16 protein-coding genes, 1 pseudogene and 1 riboswitch are annotated in these 15528 nt (G+C 52.5%); of the genes and pseudogenes, 14 read left to right on the plus strand and 3 right to left on the minus strand.

Annotated elements, in window-relative coordinates:
- Window positions 1-13 precede the first annotated feature (13 nt).
- The 9 genes from PDUR_RS08900 to PDUR_RS08940 all read left to right on the plus strand — a co-directional run bounded on the left by PDUR_RS08900 (window position 14) and on the right by PDUR_RS08940 (window position 6708).
- Entirely contained in the window at window positions 14-400 is a 387-nt protein-coding gene (locus PDUR_RS08900; RefSeq protein WP_042205958.1) for a spore coat protein, read from the plus strand.
- A 305-nt stretch (window positions 401-705) separates the two neighbouring features.
- Window positions 706-1206 carry an Lrp/AsnC family transcriptional regulator gene (locus PDUR_RS08905; RefSeq protein ID WP_025691884.1) on the plus strand — a complete coding sequence of 167 codons (501 nt, stop codon included), beginning with the start codon at window positions 706-708 and terminating at the stop codon, window positions 1204-1206.
- An 18-nt stretch (window positions 1207-1224) separates the two neighbouring features.
- Complete coding sequence (locus PDUR_RS08910) at window positions 1225-2451, plus strand: aminotransferase class I/II-fold pyridoxal phosphate-dependent enzyme (protein ID WP_042205959.1); 1227 nt, start codon at window positions 1225-1227, stop codon at window positions 2449-2451.
- A 291-nt stretch (window positions 2452-2742) separates the two neighbouring features.
- Window positions 2743-2997: an aspartyl-phosphate phosphatase Spo0E family protein gene (locus PDUR_RS08915; protein WP_081949445.1), complete on the plus strand. Its 255-nt coding sequence runs from the start codon at window positions 2743-2745 to the stop codon at window positions 2995-2997.
- Between the two features lie 155 nt (window positions 2998-3152).
- Window positions 3153-3722, plus strand: coding sequence for a hypothetical protein (locus PDUR_RS08920; RefSeq protein WP_156130390.1), 570 nt, complete (start codon window positions 3153-3155; stop codon window positions 3720-3722).
- Window positions 3723-3737: 15 nt separating this feature from the next.
- Window positions 3738-4307: a cob(I)yrinic acid a,c-diamide adenosyltransferase gene (locus PDUR_RS08925; protein ID WP_042205961.1), complete on the plus strand. Its 570-nt coding sequence runs from the start codon at window positions 3738-3740 to the stop codon at window positions 4305-4307.
- The gene (locus PDUR_RS08930; RefSeq protein WP_042205962.1) at window positions 4304-5302 is read left to right on the plus strand and encodes an RluA family pseudouridine synthase; all 999 of its coding nucleotides are present in this window, start codon (window positions 4304-4306) and stop codon (window positions 5300-5302) included. The genes PDUR_RS08925 and PDUR_RS08930 overlap by 4 nt, the downstream gene beginning before the upstream one ends.
- Before the next feature lie 18 nt (window positions 5303-5320).
- Window positions 5321-5686: an arsenate reductase family protein gene (locus tag PDUR_RS08935; protein WP_042205963.1), complete on the plus strand. Its 366-nt coding sequence runs from the start codon at window positions 5321-5323 to the stop codon at window positions 5684-5686.
- Between the two features lie 41 nt (window positions 5687-5727).
- Window positions 5728-6708 (plus strand): 5'-3' exonuclease, encoded by a 981-nt coding sequence (locus PDUR_RS08940; protein WP_081949446.1) that lies wholly within the window; start codon window positions 5728-5730, stop codon window positions 6706-6708.
- A 160-nt stretch (window positions 6709-6868) separates the two neighbouring features.
- Here the strand turns inward: PDUR_RS08940 and PDUR_RS08945 are convergent.
- A pseudogene (locus PDUR_RS08945) lies at window positions 6869-7360 on the minus strand (SDR family NAD(P)-dependent oxidoreductase); the annotation flags it as partial.
- A gap of 304 nt (window positions 7361-7664) precedes the next feature.
- On the opposite strand from PDUR_RS08945, the gene PDUR_RS08950 reads away from it, so the two are divergent.
- Window positions 7665-8546, plus strand: a complete 882-nt coding sequence (locus PDUR_RS08950; protein WP_042205964.1) for an ROK family protein — start codon at window positions 7665-7667, stop codon at window positions 8544-8546.
- A 260-nt stretch (window positions 8547-8806) separates the two neighbouring features.
- Window positions 8807-9823 (plus strand): HRDC domain-containing protein, encoded by a 1017-nt coding sequence (locus tag PDUR_RS08955; protein ID WP_042205965.1) that lies wholly within the window; start codon window positions 8807-8809, stop codon window positions 9821-9823.
- An 82-nt stretch (window positions 9824-9905) separates the two neighbouring features.
- Here the strand turns inward: PDUR_RS08955 and corA are convergent, their stop codons facing one another.
- On the minus strand, window positions 9906-10841 hold the full coding sequence (gene corA / locus PDUR_RS08960; protein ID WP_042205966.1) for a magnesium/cobalt transporter CorA: 936 nt from the start codon (window positions 10839-10841) through the stop codon (window positions 9906-9908).
- Window positions 10842-11301: 460 nt separating this feature from the next.
- Window positions 11302-11432, plus strand: a riboswitch (SAM riboswitch).
- A 114-nt stretch (window positions 11433-11546) separates the two neighbouring features.
- Here corA and metA point away from each other — a divergent pair.
- The 3 genes from metA (at window position 11547) to mqnC (ending at window position 15143) form a co-directional block, all read left to right on the plus strand.
- The gene (gene metA / locus PDUR_RS08965) at window positions 11547-12464 is read left to right on the plus strand and encodes a homoserine O-acetyltransferase MetA (RefSeq protein WP_042205967.1); all 918 of its coding nucleotides are present in this window, start codon (window positions 11547-11549) and stop codon (window positions 12462-12464) included.
- 67 nt (window positions 12465-12531) lie between these two features.
- Window positions 12532-13731, plus strand: coding sequence for an aminotransferase class I/II-fold pyridoxal phosphate-dependent enzyme (locus tag PDUR_RS08970; protein WP_042205968.1), 1200 nt, complete (start codon window positions 12532-12534; stop codon window positions 13729-13731).
- A 275-nt stretch (window positions 13732-14006) separates the two neighbouring features.
- Window positions 14007-15143: a cyclic dehypoxanthinyl futalosine synthase gene (mqnC, locus tag PDUR_RS08975; RefSeq protein ID WP_042205969.1), complete on the plus strand. Its 1137-nt coding sequence runs from the start codon at window positions 14007-14009 to the stop codon at window positions 15141-15143.
- 199 nt (window positions 15144-15342) lie between these two features.
- Here the strand turns inward: mqnC and PDUR_RS08980 are convergent, their stop codons facing one another.
- The gene (locus tag PDUR_RS08980; RefSeq protein WP_025690660.1) at window positions 15343-15522 is read right to left on the minus strand and encodes a transcriptional regulator; all 180 of its coding nucleotides are present in this window, start codon (window positions 15520-15522) and stop codon (window positions 15343-15345) included.
- Window positions 15523-15528: the final 6 nt, after the last annotated feature.

Below are 15528 nucleotides of genomic sequence, written 5' to 3' on the forward strand. Positions count from 1 at the left end.
GAGGTCAAATGACGTGTACTCACAAACTGGAAATGCATTTATGCAGGACGAGGATTTGCTGAATATCATCCTGGCAGATTTGAAACGGACGGTCGGAGAATATACGACAGCCACGACTGAATCCGCATGTCCGACCGTTCGCCGCACCTTCAGTGATCTGACCATGGATACGCTCCGCCTTCATGGCGAGCTGTTCACGCAGATGTCGCAGATGAATATGTACCAGGCTCCTTCCAAGGCGCTGCGCCAGGAGCTGGATAAAGAAATTCAGAATGCGCATCAGACTCAGCAAAAATCGCAGCAGTTCATTCAGCAAAAAATGAGCGGCCAAGGCGCATATGCCCAAGCGCCAAATGTATCGCAGCATCAAGCTAACGTGCATAACCCTTACTATATGTAACTCTGCCCATACAGTTTGAAGCGTTGCAGCGGCTGCACGCCTGTCTGTGTTGCCGTAGAAAGCGTTTGTTCTGTGCGGCTTTCAGCGAAAGAACGATGCGTTTTTGCTATGTGAGAGATAAGAGGCTTCCCGTTCGGCCCATATTCGAATAAACCCATTACTCCCCGCTGATTGGCGGGGTTATTTTTGTTTGCAGATATGACCTTTTCATGTCATATTAATATTAAACTCTTTATGAAACCAATTCTTTCGCCGGAGCGCCACGCAGCAGCGGCGCATTCCGGCGAAGATCCCGGAGGGAAGTCATGGAACAAGTGAATGAGCTGAAGAGAAAAGTGCTGGAACTGCTCAAAGAGGATGCCAGAAGAACCCCGGAGCTTTTGGCGACGCTGCTTGGAGCGGAAGAAGAAGAAGTGAAGACTGCGATCGAGCAGATGGAGAAGGATCATGTTATCGTTAAATACGCGACCGTGGTCAATTGGGATAAAGTGGACGACGAGCGGGTTACGGCTCTGATTGAGGTGCAGATTACCCCTGAGCGCGGACGAGGATTTGAGGGCATCGCCGAACGAATTTACCTTTATCCCCAGGTGAAGTCGGTCTATCTGATGTCCGGCGCCTATGACCTGCTGGTGGAAGTGGAGGGCCGCAACTTGCGCGAGGTCGCGAACTTCGTCTCCGAGAAGCTGTCTCCCATTGACTCCGTACTGTCGACCAAGACGAATTTCACCCTTAAAAAATATAAACAGGACGGGATTATTTTCGAAGATCACGAAGAAGACAACCGTCTGATGATCTCCCCGTAAAGGAAGAGATGAGAATATATGATTACGAATAAAACCCAGCTGTCCGGAGAACAGAGCAAATCGATGTCTTCCTATCTGTCTCCGCTGGTTCAGCAGATTCAGCCTTCGGGCATCCGCAGATTTTTCGATATGGCCGCAGGGAGCAAGGATATCATCTCTTTAGGGGTGGGCGAGCCGGATTTCAAGACGCCGTGGCATGTCAGGGAAGCCTGCGTCTATTCACTGGAACGGGGATTCACCGGATATACCTCCAACGCGGGAATGCCGGAGCTGCGCGAGGGGATTGCAAATTATCTTCATACCCGCTTTAACTTGGACTACGATCCTGCGAACCAGATTATCACGACTGTCGGCGGCAGTGAAGCGATCGATCTGGCGCTTCGCGCGCTGATATCGCCGGGAGACGAAATTTTGATCCCTGAGCCTTGCTATATTTCGTACTCTCCGATTACCTCGATAGGCGGCGGTATTCCCGTCGGCATTGAGACGTTCGGCAAGGACCGGTTCAAGCTGACGGCTGAAGGGCTGGAAGCAAAAATTACACCGCGGTCCAAAATTCTGATTCTGTGCTACCCGAGCAATCCGACGGGAGCGATCATGAGCCGGGAAGACTGGGAACCCATCGCCAAGGTGGTTGAGAAGCACGATCTGATCGTCATTTCCGACGAAATTTACGCTGAGCTGACCTACGGCAGCAATCATGTCAGCTTCGTCTCCCTGCCCGGAATGATGGACCGCACGATTCTCGTCAGCGGCTTTTCCAAGGCATTCGCGATGACGGGCTGGCGGATGGGCTATGCCTGCGGGCATCCCGAGTTGATCTCGGCCATGCTCAAAATTCACCAGTACACTGTCATGTGCGCGCCTTCCATGGGCCAGGTAGCGGCGCTTGAGGCGTTGACGAATGGCATGGAGGAAAAAGACCGAATGGTCGATTCCTATAACCAGCGCCGCAGACTAATCGTCAAGGGCTTGCGTGAGGCCGGACTGGAATGCCATGAGCCGCAGGGTGCGTTCTATGCATTTCCGAGCATCGCCGGAACCGGGCTGACTTCGGATGAATTCGCAAAGCGCCTGCTCCGTGAATTCAGGGTGGCGGCCGTGCCGGGAAGCGTGTTCGGACTTGGCGGCGAAGGCTATTTGCGCTGCTCCTATGCCACTTCCGTAAGCCAATTGAACGAAGCGCTCGAACGGATCGGCGCGTTGGTGGCGCTTTTGAAGAATGAAAGAGAAAATAAGGCCTGATTAATTGAAAAAAGTTTGAAAATATTGTTATTGAATGAAAATATTAATGAAAACATTAATGAAAACGATAGCTAATATTTTTGTCATATGGTATAATATTACTCTCAATACAGTTTATTAATATAATTTTGAGCTTCGAAAATCGGGTGCAGGCTTCAATAATTTTAGCCTTGATTTACAGCTTATTCTGAGAGTTAAGCTCAATAAATGTTATTTTGGATATACTTTAGGAGCGATATTGCCAGGGCGGAAATATTAGTGAAGCTGCGCTCCATATAACTTTTTGGGGGGATGATGGTGCTTTGTTCCGATTACTATATGTGGTTTGGCGCGAAGCGTTTCCCGGAAAGCGGAAAAACTTCTGCCAGAGATGATGCTGTCTCGTGCAGCCTCTCCCTCGAAGAGGAGATCCACCTACTCCGGAAACGAATGGAGCAGTTGTTTATGCAGGAGAAGTCACTCACCTCGGATAACGTAGTGGAGATTAGCAGCAAGCTGGATTTGAAGATTAACGAGTATATGAAGAGACATTCCCGCAATAAATAACGGGAGTCGGCAGCGAGGGTCCTTTGGACCCTCTTTTTGTTTAGCCGCAGTATCATGGACTTGAGCGCATGAAGGAACACGCGACCCTTACAAGCCGAAGCGAATATGGTAAAGTAGTAATACATGAAATGTTAGAAGCCAGGAGGGACGATGGGTTGAGTGGAGGACGGAAGATGCGAGGTTACACCGTGCTGGCGGCGCTGATTGCGCTGGTCACGCTGCTTTCGGGCTGCGGCGGGAAAGACGCGAACACGGTAACAGTCTTTTTGATGGGCCAGAATGGGGCGCCGGATGGCATGGCCGAACAGCTAAAAGAGAAGCTGGAAGCGAGTTTGGGACAGGACCTGAAGGTGGAGTTTAATGTATCGCCCATCTACAATAATCAGAAATTGCTGCTGGAATATGCAGGGGCAATGAATGATCTTATTATTTTGCCCAAGCAGGACATGCTGGATTACGGGAAACAGGGCTCCAATGTACCGCTCGATGCCTACTTTAACAAGAGTGATTACGCTGAAGGAGTGTTTGAGGGAGGCGTGGAGCACAAATCCGGGGATGAACAGACAGAGCTGAAGCAGGAGACGCATTTATACGGCATCCCTGTCTCGAACCTGAAGCTGTTCAAGGACGCCGGGTACACGCCGGAGGACCTGTTCGTTACGATACCGGCATCCGCCGGAAATGTGGAGCGGAGCGTCCAAGTTATAAATGCAATGATGAAATAACGGAGGGATGCAAAAGTGGCGATATATACGCGAACGGGCGACAGGGGCGAGACCTCGGTCATCGGCGGCCGGGTCTTCAAGGATGATCTCCGGATCGAAGCCTACGGTACGATTGATGAGCTGAACGGCTTTGTCGGGCAGGCGCGCAGTATGATGGATGGCGAACAATTTGCCGATGTGCGGGAGCAACTGCTGGAGATTCAGCATGAGCTGTTCGATTGCGGCTCCGATCTGGCTTATGTAAAGCAGGACGAAGGAAAATACAAGGTAACAGGCGAGATGGCGGAACGGCTGGAGCGGTGGATCGATTCTTTACAGGCGGAGAATCCGCCGATTGAGCGGTTTATTTTGCCGGGAGGCAGCGGTCTTGCCTCTGTATTGCATGTCTGCCGGACCGTGTGCCGCCGCGCTGAACGCCGGACCGTCACGCTTGGACGCAGCACGGATATCAACGGGGAGACGGTGGCTTACTTGAACAGGCTTTCGGATTATTTCTTCGCACTCGCGCGCACGGTCAATACGCGGCTGGGGGTGGCCGATGTGGAATATATCCGCGGCGCCAAGGTGTTCCGGGACTTAAGATGACAACGTACTATCCGCCCATCGCCTACACTGTTCCTGCTGAAGAAGAGGGCATGCTGCTCAAAACCATTCTGCAAAAGCGGATGGACGTGTCGCGCAAGCTGCTGTCCCGCCTAAAACTGACCGAACGCGGAATTACCCTGAACGGGGAACGAGTCTATATTAGTGTGCATGTCCAGGCCGGCGATCTCGTAGAGATTCGGATGGAGACGGAGACTTCGGAGGATATTTTGCCGCAGCCGATTCCGTTCGATATCCTTTATGAAGACGAGCATCTGCTCGTAGTCAATAAGCCGGCAGGGATGATCGTTCATCCCACCCATGGCCATTATACCGGTACGCTGGCTAACGGAGTCGTGCATTATTGGGCGCACAAAAAAGAGCGCTACCGCTTCCGGCCCGTCCACCGGCTGGATCAGGAAACGTCCGGCGTGCTCGCTATCGCGAAAAATCCGTACAGCCATCAGCATATTTCAGAGCAGATGCTAAACGGTGCTGTGGACAAGCGTTATATCGCGCTCGTTCACGGCGTGCCCGCGCCGGAGCGCGGTGACATCGACGGTCCGATCGACCGTGATCCGCTTGAGCCGCATCGTCGGATCGTAACGCCGGAAGGTTATCCGTCGCTGACCCGGTACGAGGTGAAGGAACGGTATCCTTCCGCCTCAAAGGTCGAGCTGAAGCTGCTTACCGGCCGCACGCATCAGATCCGCGTGCATATGACCTTCATCGGCTCGCCGCTGATTGGAGACCGGATGTACCGGCATCCATTATACGATGCGGCAGGGCAGGCCGCTGCTGCAGAGTTTGCGAGTGTATCGGCGCTGGATGCCGCGATCGGCCGCCAAGCGCTGCACGCGGCGCGGCTGACCTTCGCCCATCCGATCCTCCGCCGCGAGATGACGTTTGAAGCGCCGCTTCCTCCGGATATGGAAGAACTGGAAGCGCAGCTCAGGAAGCCGCAAGAGACGAAGTATATCCCAAATAATCAGACTTGATCTAAGGAGAATCGATTCATGAGTCAATTGATCGTATATCACTATCCGAAGTGCGGAACCTGCCGGAATGCGTTGAAATGGCTGAAAGAGCAGGGACATGACCTGGAGCTTCGCAATATCGTAGAACAGACTCCGGGGGTTGATGAATTAAGTGAACTGGTCGCTGCAAGCGGACTTCCGCTTAAGAAGTTCTTCAATACGAGCGGTGAAGTCTACAAGCGGGAAAATCTGAAGGAGAAGCTGCCGAACCTCAGCGAGCGCGAGCAGCTGGAGCTGCTGGCCGGGAACGGGATGCTGATCAAGCGCCCCATTGTAGTATTGGGAAACAAGGTTACTGTAGGATTCAAGGAAGAGGATTTCCGCCCGATCTGGGGAACCGAGTAAGTTCTTATCATGAAAGTTCTTAAAAATGGAGGTAAACACGCATGAATACAGAAGCCAGAGGCCGCGTGATGATTGTGGATGGCATGGCGCTGCTGTTCCGGGCCTACTACGCCACCGCCTACGGAGGCTATATTCGTAAGACGAGCACCGGTTTGCCGACCAATGCGGTCTACGGCTTTTTGCAGTATTTCTTCGACGCCGTCGCTACCTTTGAGCCTTCCCATGTCGTATGCTGCTGGGATATGGGCAAGAGCACGTTCCGTACCGAAAAATTCGACAGCTACAAATCAAACCGCGCGGAGCCTCCGCTGGATCTGATTCCGCAGTTCGATCTGGTTAAAGAGGTAGTCGCGGAACTCGGCGTACCGAACGTGGGCATTCCGGGCTACGAGGCGGACGACTGCATCGGCACACTTGCTTCCTGCTTCAGCGAGGAGTCAGAGGTACGCATTTTGACCGGAGATCACGATATGCTTCAATTGGTTAACGACCAGGTCAGTGTCATTATCATGAAAAAAGGCCGGTCGAACTATAAAGTGTACGATCCGGCAACTCTGCTGGAGGAGAAAGGGCTAACCCCTTCCCAGGTCATTGACCTGAAAGGATTTATGGGTGATACGAGCGACAATTATCCCGGCGTCCGGGGAATCGGCGAGAAGACGGCGCTTAAGCTGCTGGCCGAATACCGGACGGTGGAGGGCGTAATAGAGAATCTGCACCTGCTTCCCAAGGGAGTGCGGGCCAAGATTGAAGCCGATCTTGATATGCTTCACTTGTCCCGGGAGCTGGCGGAGATCCGCTGCGATGTCCCGCTGGCCTGTACCCTGGCCGAGTGTCTATGGGAAGTTCGGCGGGAATCGGCATCCCGTAAGTTCAAGGAGCTGGAATTCGGAAGCCTGATGTACTTGATATCAGCGGCGAAGGAAGAAGAGCGGGAAGACGGAATTGTGGAGATTGAGCTTCCGGACTGGCAGGACCGCCGATCCGGAGCGAGCTCTATTAAGGCCGATCCGTTTGCATAATCGGATTCATGAGCAAAGAAGACTGTTCTTAGAGGGCGCAAGCGTCTTAGGAACAGTCTTTTTATTATGGACGGACACGCGGGACACCGTCCTGATCATTTCGTCAGTGGAGACCTGCTGACATGTTGATGCGGTTCCACAATTCATCATATGCCCGCATCGTATCGAAAGTCATGCGAAGCTGCTCATCTGTAATATCCAAGTAATTTTCCCGGACAAACTGGACACCCAAATTGTTAACCAGAATATCAAGCCGTCCATAGCACTCAAGCGTCAGGCTCACGGCTCTCTGGCAGGCTTCCTTCCGCCTTAAATCCCCGGGAATCAGCAGACAGCGGCGACCCAGCTGCATTACAGCCTCCCTCGTCTCCACAGCGTCCTGATGCTCGCAGAGATAAGCGATTGCCACATCCGCGCCCTCTTTGGCGAAAGCTACCGCGACTGCACGGCCGATGCCGCTGTCTCCTCCGCTGATCAGCGCCGCTTTACCCTGGAGCTTGCCGCTGCCTTTGTAGTTCGGATTATCGTAAACGGGCCTTGGCACCATCAAAAATTCGAGACCCGGCTGTCTGTATTGCTGCTGCGGCGGGAACGCGAGGGGCACCTGCTTACACTGCACCTCTGACCCGTAATATGGAATTTGTGGATTCATAAATAAGTCCTCTCTGAACCGGTTTTGCACCCAGTATATTCCATCCATGTGCACTAGGTGCCCAGGTATGGCGTATCAGCGGGAAGTTTGAGCCGGTCTTGGGCCAGCCTAATCCTTCGCCATCAAGAGCGTAATGATAGAATAGAGAACAAGAGAGCTATTAGCTGGCTGGGATTGGCAGGCCGCTGGCTGCCTATTATCCATGCTATTCGCTTGTCATTCATTCGGCGGACAAAGTATAATAGGGAGCGGATATTGTTTAGGTACTGAAAGCGTATGCATTAATAAAGGGGGAAACGTGCAAGTGAAATTATTGGGTGCGATTGAAGCGGGAGGAACGAAGTTTGTATGTGGAATCGGGCATGAGGACGGAAGCATTATCGACCGAGTGAGCTTTCCTACGACCCATCCGGAAGAGACGATGGCGCAAGTATTCCAATATTTTGAAGGTAAAAATGTTGAAGCGATCGGCATAGGCTCGTTCGGGCCGATTGATCCGGTGATTGGAAGTCCGACATACGGTTATGTTACGACAACGCCGAAGCCTTTTTGGAGCCAGTATAATCTGGTAGGTGCGGTCCGTGAAAAAATAGATGTGCCTATCGGCTTTGATACCGATGTCAACGGCGCGGCTCTTGGCGAGTATAAATGGGGCGCGGCACAGGGCTTGGACAGCTGTCTGTACATAACCGTGGGAACGGGAATCGGAGCCGGAGCCGTTGTGGGCGGCACGCTGATTCATGGCCTGTCCCATCCGGAAATGGGGCATATCTATGTCCGCCGCCATGAGCAAGATACCTTCGCGGGAGCCTGCCCTTTTCACGGAGATTGCTTAGAAGGACTCGCCGCAGGTCCTGCCATCGGAAGCCGGTGGGGCCGTCCGGCGGTTGAGCTTGCACCGGATGATCTGGCATGGGAGATAGAGGCTCATTATCTGGCTCACGCTCTGATGAGCTATGTTCTGATTCTGTCTCCGCAGAAAATTGTCATGGGCGGCGGCGTCATGAAGCAGAGCCACCTCTTCCCGATGATCCGCACGAAGCTGCAGGAACTGCTTAAGGGCTATGTACAGCATGCTTCGCTGACTGCTGATATCGACAGCTATATTGTCCCTCCGCAGCTTGGCGATAATGCCGGGTTGGCCGGTTCAATCGCTTTGGCCAGCATGGCCCTTGCCGGGAAGTAATCGCCAATGGTTCCGGCGGCAAGCTGCCTTTTATCAAAGGGGATTGACTGTTCGTAAAAATATGGTATTGTATGGATTAACAGTATAGCCGTTTAGTAGAGGAAGCGCCTCTTTCACGTTAGCCGTGAGAGAGGCGCTTTTTTTTGCAATACCATCCCTAAAAGGACGGCGAAGCCGTTTCTTCTTGGGTTGAATCTCCCGAAGCTTCGGCTTGGAGCCGGCATACTGAACATTTCGAAATGAAAAGGCAGGGAAAGAACATGCAAATCGTATTCATGAACCAATTGTCCAAAAATTCCGGCGAGTCCGCGGAGGATTTCGCCCAGCTGTGGATCGGTGAGGAGGAGGGGGTCTGGCACCTGGGCTGGCGTGATTTTGGCGAAAATCCGGAAAGTGCCGATACCATCTGGTATGAAGGAAGCTCCTGGAATGAGATGCTGGGGGTATACAGGCATGAGTTGGCCGTCAAAATGGGAGAAGGCTACCGCCCGCTGATTGATGGCGTCTTTCATGAAGAGACGGCTGTAACCGGACGGAATCAGGAGCAGCTGAAGCTTCAGTATTACAGCGAGCGGCATGGGAATGAGGCTGTATATGAAGAGCTGTGCGCATGGAGGCGGAAGAGATCGTCCCTGGAGCATAAAGCGCCATATCTGCTGGCGAGCAACCGGCTGCTGCGGCTGCTGAGCGCCTATCTGCCGCAGTCGCTGGAAGAACTGCTGCAAATTCCGGGCGTGGGTGAAGCCAAGGCAGAACAGTACGGTCCGGAAATATTGTCCGTCACTTCCTCAGCGGAGCGCAGCCATTCCTTCCCGCTAAGCTGGGTTGGCAAGGAGATCGAAGAGGAGCCTTTCGCTTCCTGGCTGTACAAGCAGAAGGAGATCAAATACAAGAAGCAATTGGACCGCCTTCGTCTGCGGCGTCAGCTTCTAGAGGGGATCGCGGACGGCTGCGGACTGGAGGAGCTTAAAGAGCGCACCCAATACTCCCGCAGAGAGATTCTGGAGGTTGTGGAGGAGCTTGAGAAGGACGGCTACATTGTCGATCCGCTGATTCAGCGGGAGCTTATGGACATGCCGCCCGGCGAGCAGGAAGCGGTCTGGAACGCTTACATGGAGCTCGGAGACTTATTCCTGAAGCCGGTGCTGCACAAAGTATACGGCGAAGATGCCGCGCCCGAAGGCGGTCTGGAAATGGTTTACGAACGGCTGCGGCTGATCCGGATTCGTTTCCGGAGAGAGAACGAGGGAGCGGGCGCAATAGTAGAGCAAATCTAAGCCCGGTAACACAAATGAAGGTCTCCCCGGCGCTGTGCCTGCGCGTAAGGAGACCTTCGTCTATCGGAATCTTGGTCTGCTGTCATAGCCATTCTTTTTTGCGGAATATATACAGCATGCTGCAGCCCAGTGTCACCATGGCGCCAATGACGCCGTAGTAGCCGTATTTTGTATGAAGTTCAGGAATGTTATCAAAGTTCATCCCGTATATGCCTGTAATCACGGTCAGCGGCATGAATATGGTCGTAATCGCCGTAAACACCCGCATGATTTCGTTGGCGCGGTTCGCGATACTGGATTGATAAGCTTCTCGCAAGTTGCCCATCAGATCGCGGTACGTCTCGAATGTCTCGGAGATTTTGACCGCGTTCTCGTAGATGTCGCTGAAATATTTCTGCAGCTGGTCGTCGATCAGCCGCAGATCTTTTTTGTTAAGAGTGTTGACGACTTCCTTCTGCGGACCGAGCATTTTCTTCAGCCACAGAATTTCGCTTCGCAGACCGATAATTTCACTTAAGTGCGATTTCTTGGTGTGCATCAGAATATCCTCTTCCAGCTTCTCGATCCGCACCTCGATCCGGTCGCCGACGGCGAAATAATTGTCCACAACAAGGTCGATTAGCAGGTAGAGGAACCGGTCAGGCGCGCCGACCTCCTGCTCCCACAAGATGGGCTTCAGCACGCGCAGCTCGTTAATCTTCTGCTTCGTGACGGTAATAATAAAGTGCCGCCCAAGAAAAATATTAAGGGCCCGCAGGAAAATTTCCTCGTCGTCAAAACGAATGCTGTTTACTACAATGAAATAATGGCTCTCGTAAATTTCGAGTTTGGGACGCTGCTCCTCGTCGCTGAGACAGTCTTCCACAGCCAGATCGTGAAGATTGAACAGAGGCTGCAGCAGCTCCAAATCCTCCACGTCGGCGTCAATCCAGTAGAACCCTTCTACCGGAGGGTTAAGGGTCAATTCAATATCATCCACAGGTGTAAAAACGCCTGCATTAACCAGCCGGATCTTCATCTGATTCACTCCTTCTCTCCCTAGCTTGCCCAGGGATATGCTTATGGAAGCACAGGGAAAAATCAGCTTGACCGGCGGTCGCAACTATGGGCCGCTTTATATTCCGAAGGCATGAAGAAGAAGCGCTCCCGCCGCCGGCAAGCTGATATTCATCCTGTACGGTTGTTCCTGATCAGCGCTGTGCTGCGTACTCGGGTCGCCTTCCATTCTTCATCTCACCTCTTTATTAATAAAGATTTATCATTTCGAGGTCCCCGCAAAGTACCTGGATAGGCTTCGAAGCCACGGCTCCGCTTTGTGGGGCGATCTCTGAAACACTTGTCTAGTATAACGCCGGGTAATGCCTCTTTCAAGAAAAATTGTTGTCATCTTAAAGACTCTAAGAACAGTATATGGACTTGACGAAAGACAGGTTCATGATTTAAAGTGATTAATAAGAATTTTAATTGAATATGACCAAATCTTATCAAGAGCAGGTGGAGGGACTGGCCCGATGAAACCCGGCAACCGGCGTGTAACGCACGGTGCTAATTCTTGCAGAGACGCAGGCTGGATGTAGGCGGTTTTGTTGCGTTGTCTGACAGATGAGAGAGTATCATATGTGTATAAATATGACCTTTCTCGTTTTTTTTCGGGAAAGGTTTTTATTTGTTTCATGATTTAACCGCTGCTGCGGTTTCCACTATTAGAAGGAGTGAGCTTGCAATGCCGATCAAGATTCCCGACAGTCTACCCGCCAAGGAGATCCTATCTGGGGAAAATATTTTCGTTATGGGTGAAAGCCAGGCCTTTCACCAGGATATCCGCCCTCTGCGGATCGCTATCTTAAATCTGATGCCCACTAAAGAAACTACCGAAACGCAGCTGCTGCGTCTGATCGGCAACTCGCCTTTGCAAGTGGATGTCACACTGCTCCATCCGAGCTCCCATACCTCGAAAAATACATCGGCGGAGCATTTGGAGAGTTTCTATAAGACCTTCGAAGAGATTAGGCACCGCCGTTATGACGGTCTGATCGTGACGGGCGCTCCCGTGGAACAGATGGATTTTGAGGATGTGAACTACTGGGAAGAGATGAAAGAGATCTTCGAATGGAGCAAGGACAACGTCACCTCGACGATGCATATCTGTTGGGCGGCTCAGGCGGGACTTCACTATCATTACGGCGTCCGTAAGGTCGGGCTGCCCGAGAAATGCTTCGGCGTGTTCCCGCACTGGACCACTGCACCGAATACCAAGCTGCTGCGCGGCTTCGACGAGCTGTTCTATGTGCCCCATTCCCGGCATACAGACATCTCCCGCGAGGATGTCTTGAATACGTCAGATTTGCAAATATTGGCAGAATCGGAGGAGGCCGGCGTTTATATCGTCGCTACCCATGATGGCCGGCAGATTTTTGTGACGGGACACTCTGAGTACGATCCGTTCTCCCTGAAAGGGGAATACGATCGGGATATTGCGAAGGGAATGGATGTTGCGCTGCCGAAGCATTACTTCCCGAACGATGATCCGAAGCGTACGCCGCCCGCCGTATGGCGTGCCCACGCGAACCTGCTGTTCTCCAACTGGCTTAACTATTACGTCTACCAGGAAACGCCATACGATATTGGACCTATAATATGAATGCTGTACCTTTAAGGTAAGCCATATTATATTGAAGATTATAGGTACTAACTTTGGGGGGATAATCATGAACGACAAACTTAGAATTGAAAGCAGGCTGGCCCAGATCGGTTCGCAGGAAGACCCGGCGACGGGCGCAGTGAATTATCCGATATACCAGTCCACCGCATTCCGGCATCCCAGACTTGGACAAAGCACAGGCTTCGACTACATCCGGACCAAGAATCCGACACGCTCTGTGCTGGAACAAGCGGCGGCTGAACTGGAGTCCGGCGACGCAGGATTTGCTTGCAGCTCCGGGATGGCCGCTTTGCAGACCATTTTCACCCTGTTTGGGCAGGGCGACCATCTGATCGTCTCGCTGGATTTGTACGGCGGCACGTACCGGATGCTGGAACGGATTATGTCCAAATTCGGCGTTTCTGCTTCCTATGTGGACACGAATGATTTTGACGCGCTGGAATCGGCCCGCCGGGATAACACGAAAGCGGTCATCATCGAGACGCCGACCAACCCGCTGATGATGGTTACCGATATCGAGGCCGTGTGTACCTGGGCCCGCCGCTACGGAATGCTGACGGTCGTGGACAACACGCTGCTGACGCCATATTTCCAGCGCCCTCTGGAGCTTGGCGCAGATATTGTCGTCCACAGCGCGACCAAATATTTGGGCGGGCATAACGACGTGCTGGCCGGGCTGATTGTAACCAAGGGCAAGGAACTGTCGGAAGAGATGGCTATCCTGCATAACTCGATCGGCGCCGTGCTGAGCCCGAGCGACAGCTACCAGTTAATGAAAGGCATGAAGACGCTGGCGCTTCGTATGGAGCGGCATGAGAGCAACTCCCTGGCGATCGCTCATTTTCTCAAAGAACATCCGGCGATTGCGGAAGTATTCCATCCGGGTCTTCAAGAGCATCAGGGGTTTGCTATTCAGAAGCGCCAGTCGAGTGGCAACACCGGCATTTTCTCCTTCAAGGTTAAGGATGCGAGATATGTGGAGCCTATTTTGCGCCACGTCAAGCTGATTGCGTTCGCCGAAAGTCTCGGCGGAGTCGAGTCGCTGATGACTTACCCCGCAGTGCAGACACATGCCGATATTCCGGCTGAAATCCGCGATGTGGTCGGCGTGGATGACCGGCTGCTGCGTTTCTCGGTCGGCATCGAGCATGTTGACGATCTTATTGCCGATCTGCAGCAAGCGCTGGAAGCGGCGCGGACGGAGCTTGAGGCAGATAGCTCCCAGGCCGGCCAGCCGGTACGTTAATCGGCGGATTCGCTTTAGGAGCAAGAGCATAGTGTTACTTGAACAAGACAGCATCGCCATAATCTGGCGGCGCTGTCTTTTTAATTTCGGAAAGTAACAGATATGCTTCGAATTGACCCCGCATTGCGGTTTTTTTGTGCTTTTTGCAGGGTGCGGGACGAAAAAGCGGTTTTTAAGCGAAGAAGATTGTGATACGATGGGTTAACGGACATATTCCTTTGTCATACAAATTTTATGGATTGATTATGCATGGTTGTAAAAGGAGGCTGCAAACGATGGGCGCGATCGATCAAATTTTGAATAAAGCGCTGCAAGGCGAACGCCTTGGAGTTGAAGATACGGTCAGACTGTTTGAGAGCAACGAGATTGAGAAAATGGGCGCTGCGGCGGATATCATAATGAAAAGATGGCATCCCGAGCCGGTGACGACGTTCGTTATCGGCCGCAATATAAATTATACGAATGTATGCGATGTATACTGCCGTTTTTGCGCTTTTTACCGCAGACCCGGTTCAGAGGAAGGTTATGTCCTGCCGGATGAGACGATTTTCGAGAAAATCAGAGAGACCATCGCCGTGGACGGAACGGAGATCCTGATGCAAGGGGGCACGAATCCCGATTTGCCGTTCAGTTATTATACGAATCTGCTGCGGAATATCAAGGAGCGATTCCCCGGCATCACGATGCACTCCTTCTCCCCGGCGGAGATTATGAAAATGAAGGAGATTTCCGGGTTGACCCTGGAAGAGACGCTGCGCGAGATTCATGCGGCGGGTCTTGACTCGCTTCCCGGAGGCGGAGCGGAAATCCTGGACAACCGAACACGGAAAAGAATCAGCCGGCTCAAGGGCCCGTGGCGTGACTGGATGGAGGTTATGCAGACGGCGCACCGAATCGGCATGAATACGACGGCGACGATGGTCATCGGACTCGGAGAGAGCATGGAGGAGCGGGCGCTGCATCTTCTGCGTATCCGCGAAGCTCAGGACGAATGCATTGCCAAGAACTACAATTCGGAGGGCTTTCTGGCCTTCATCTCTTGGACGTTCCAGCCGGACAACACGAACCTGAAGCTCGACCGCCAGACTCCGGAAGAATACCTTAAGACGGTAGCGATCAGCCGGCTCGTGCTCGACAATATCGAGAACTTCCAATCCTCTTGGGTCACGATGGGGCCAGAGGTTGGCAAGCTGTCGCTGCAGTACGGCTGCAACGATTTCGGCAGCACGATGATTGAGGAGAACGTCGTTTCCTCGGCGGGGGCGACGTATAAGGTCAACATCGAGTCGATTCTGCAAATCATCCGCGAGGCAGGCAAAATCCCGGCGCAGCGCAACACGCAGTATGATATTCTGAAAGTATTCAACGACGCTTCCTCGGGAGTACGGCGCGATTTTGTAATGCAGAACTAAATGGATAGGGCGTTAATAAAGAACCTTCAGTTCCACTTATATAGTGGTCTGAAGGTTCTTTTGCATATTGACGGGATTCGCTCAATTGGATCTCCCTTTTGGAGCGGCCCATTTAACTGGGATCATATCCCGGTAAATGCGCCCCTGGGAGCCTAATCGCAAAGGGCATCCAAATGTATTTCCAGCGGATTCCGTGATCCTACTCGGCGGCTTCCCATTTGCAGCGAACCGGGGAAACGATCGCTTTTTCTTTTTTAAGCTCGTTAAAGGCCTTGTCAATCTCCTTGCGGTCCAGACCGGAGAGCTTCTCCACTTCCCCCGCGCTGACGGGTTTACCGGCGGATTTTATCGTTTCCAGCACCTGTTCCTTCACGCTCATTGTTTT

It is taken from the genome of Paenibacillus durus, assembly GCF_000756615.1.
Lineage (GTDB): Bacteria > Bacillota > Bacilli > Paenibacillales > Paenibacillaceae > Paenibacillus_AQ > Paenibacillus_AQ durus.

Excerpts from the sequence above, each read along its gene's own strand:
- PDUR_RS08905 (WP_025691884.1), top strand. The coding sequence starts at position 706 with ATGGAACAAGTGAATGAGCTGAAGAGAAAAGTGCTGGAACTGCTCAAA.
- PDUR_RS08910 (WP_042205959.1), top strand. The coding sequence starts at position 1,225 with ATGATTACGAATAAAACCCAGCTGTCCGGAGAACAGAGCAAATCGATG.
- PDUR_RS08915 (WP_081949445.1), top strand. The coding sequence starts at position 2,743 with ATGATGGTGCTTTGTTCCGATTACTATATGTGGTTTGGCGCGAAGCGT.
- PDUR_RS08930 (WP_042205962.1), top strand. The coding sequence starts at position 4,304 with ATGACAACGTACTATCCGCCCATCGCCTACACTGTTCCTGCTGAAGAA.
- PDUR_RS08935 (WP_042205963.1), top strand. The coding sequence starts at position 5,321 with ATGAGTCAATTGATCGTATATCACTATCCGAAGTGCGGAACCTGCCGG.
- PDUR_RS08940 (WP_081949446.1), top strand. The coding sequence starts at position 5,728 with ATGAATACAGAAGCCAGAGGCCGCGTGATGATTGTGGATGGCATGGCG.
- PDUR_RS08955 (WP_042205965.1), top strand. The coding sequence starts at position 8,807 with ATGCAAATCGTATTCATGAACCAATTGTCCAAAAATTCCGGCGAGTCC.
- corA (WP_042205966.1), bottom strand. The coding sequence starts at position 10,841 with ATGAAGATCCGGCTGGTTAATGCAGGCGTTTTTACACCTGTGGATGAT.
- metA (WP_042205967.1), top strand. The coding sequence starts at position 11,547 with ATGCCGATCAAGATTCCCGACAGTCTACCCGCCAAGGAGATCCTATCT.
- PDUR_RS08970 (WP_042205968.1), top strand. The coding sequence starts at position 12,532 with ATGAACGACAAACTTAGAATTGAAAGCAGGCTGGCCCAGATCGGTTCG.
- mqnC (WP_042205969.1), top strand. The coding sequence starts at position 14,007 with ATGGGCGCGATCGATCAAATTTTGAATAAAGCGCTGCAAGGCGAACGC.
- PDUR_RS08980 (WP_025690660.1), bottom strand. The coding sequence starts at position 15,522 with ATGAGCGTGAAGGAACAGGTGCTGGAAACGATAAAATCCGCCGGTAAA.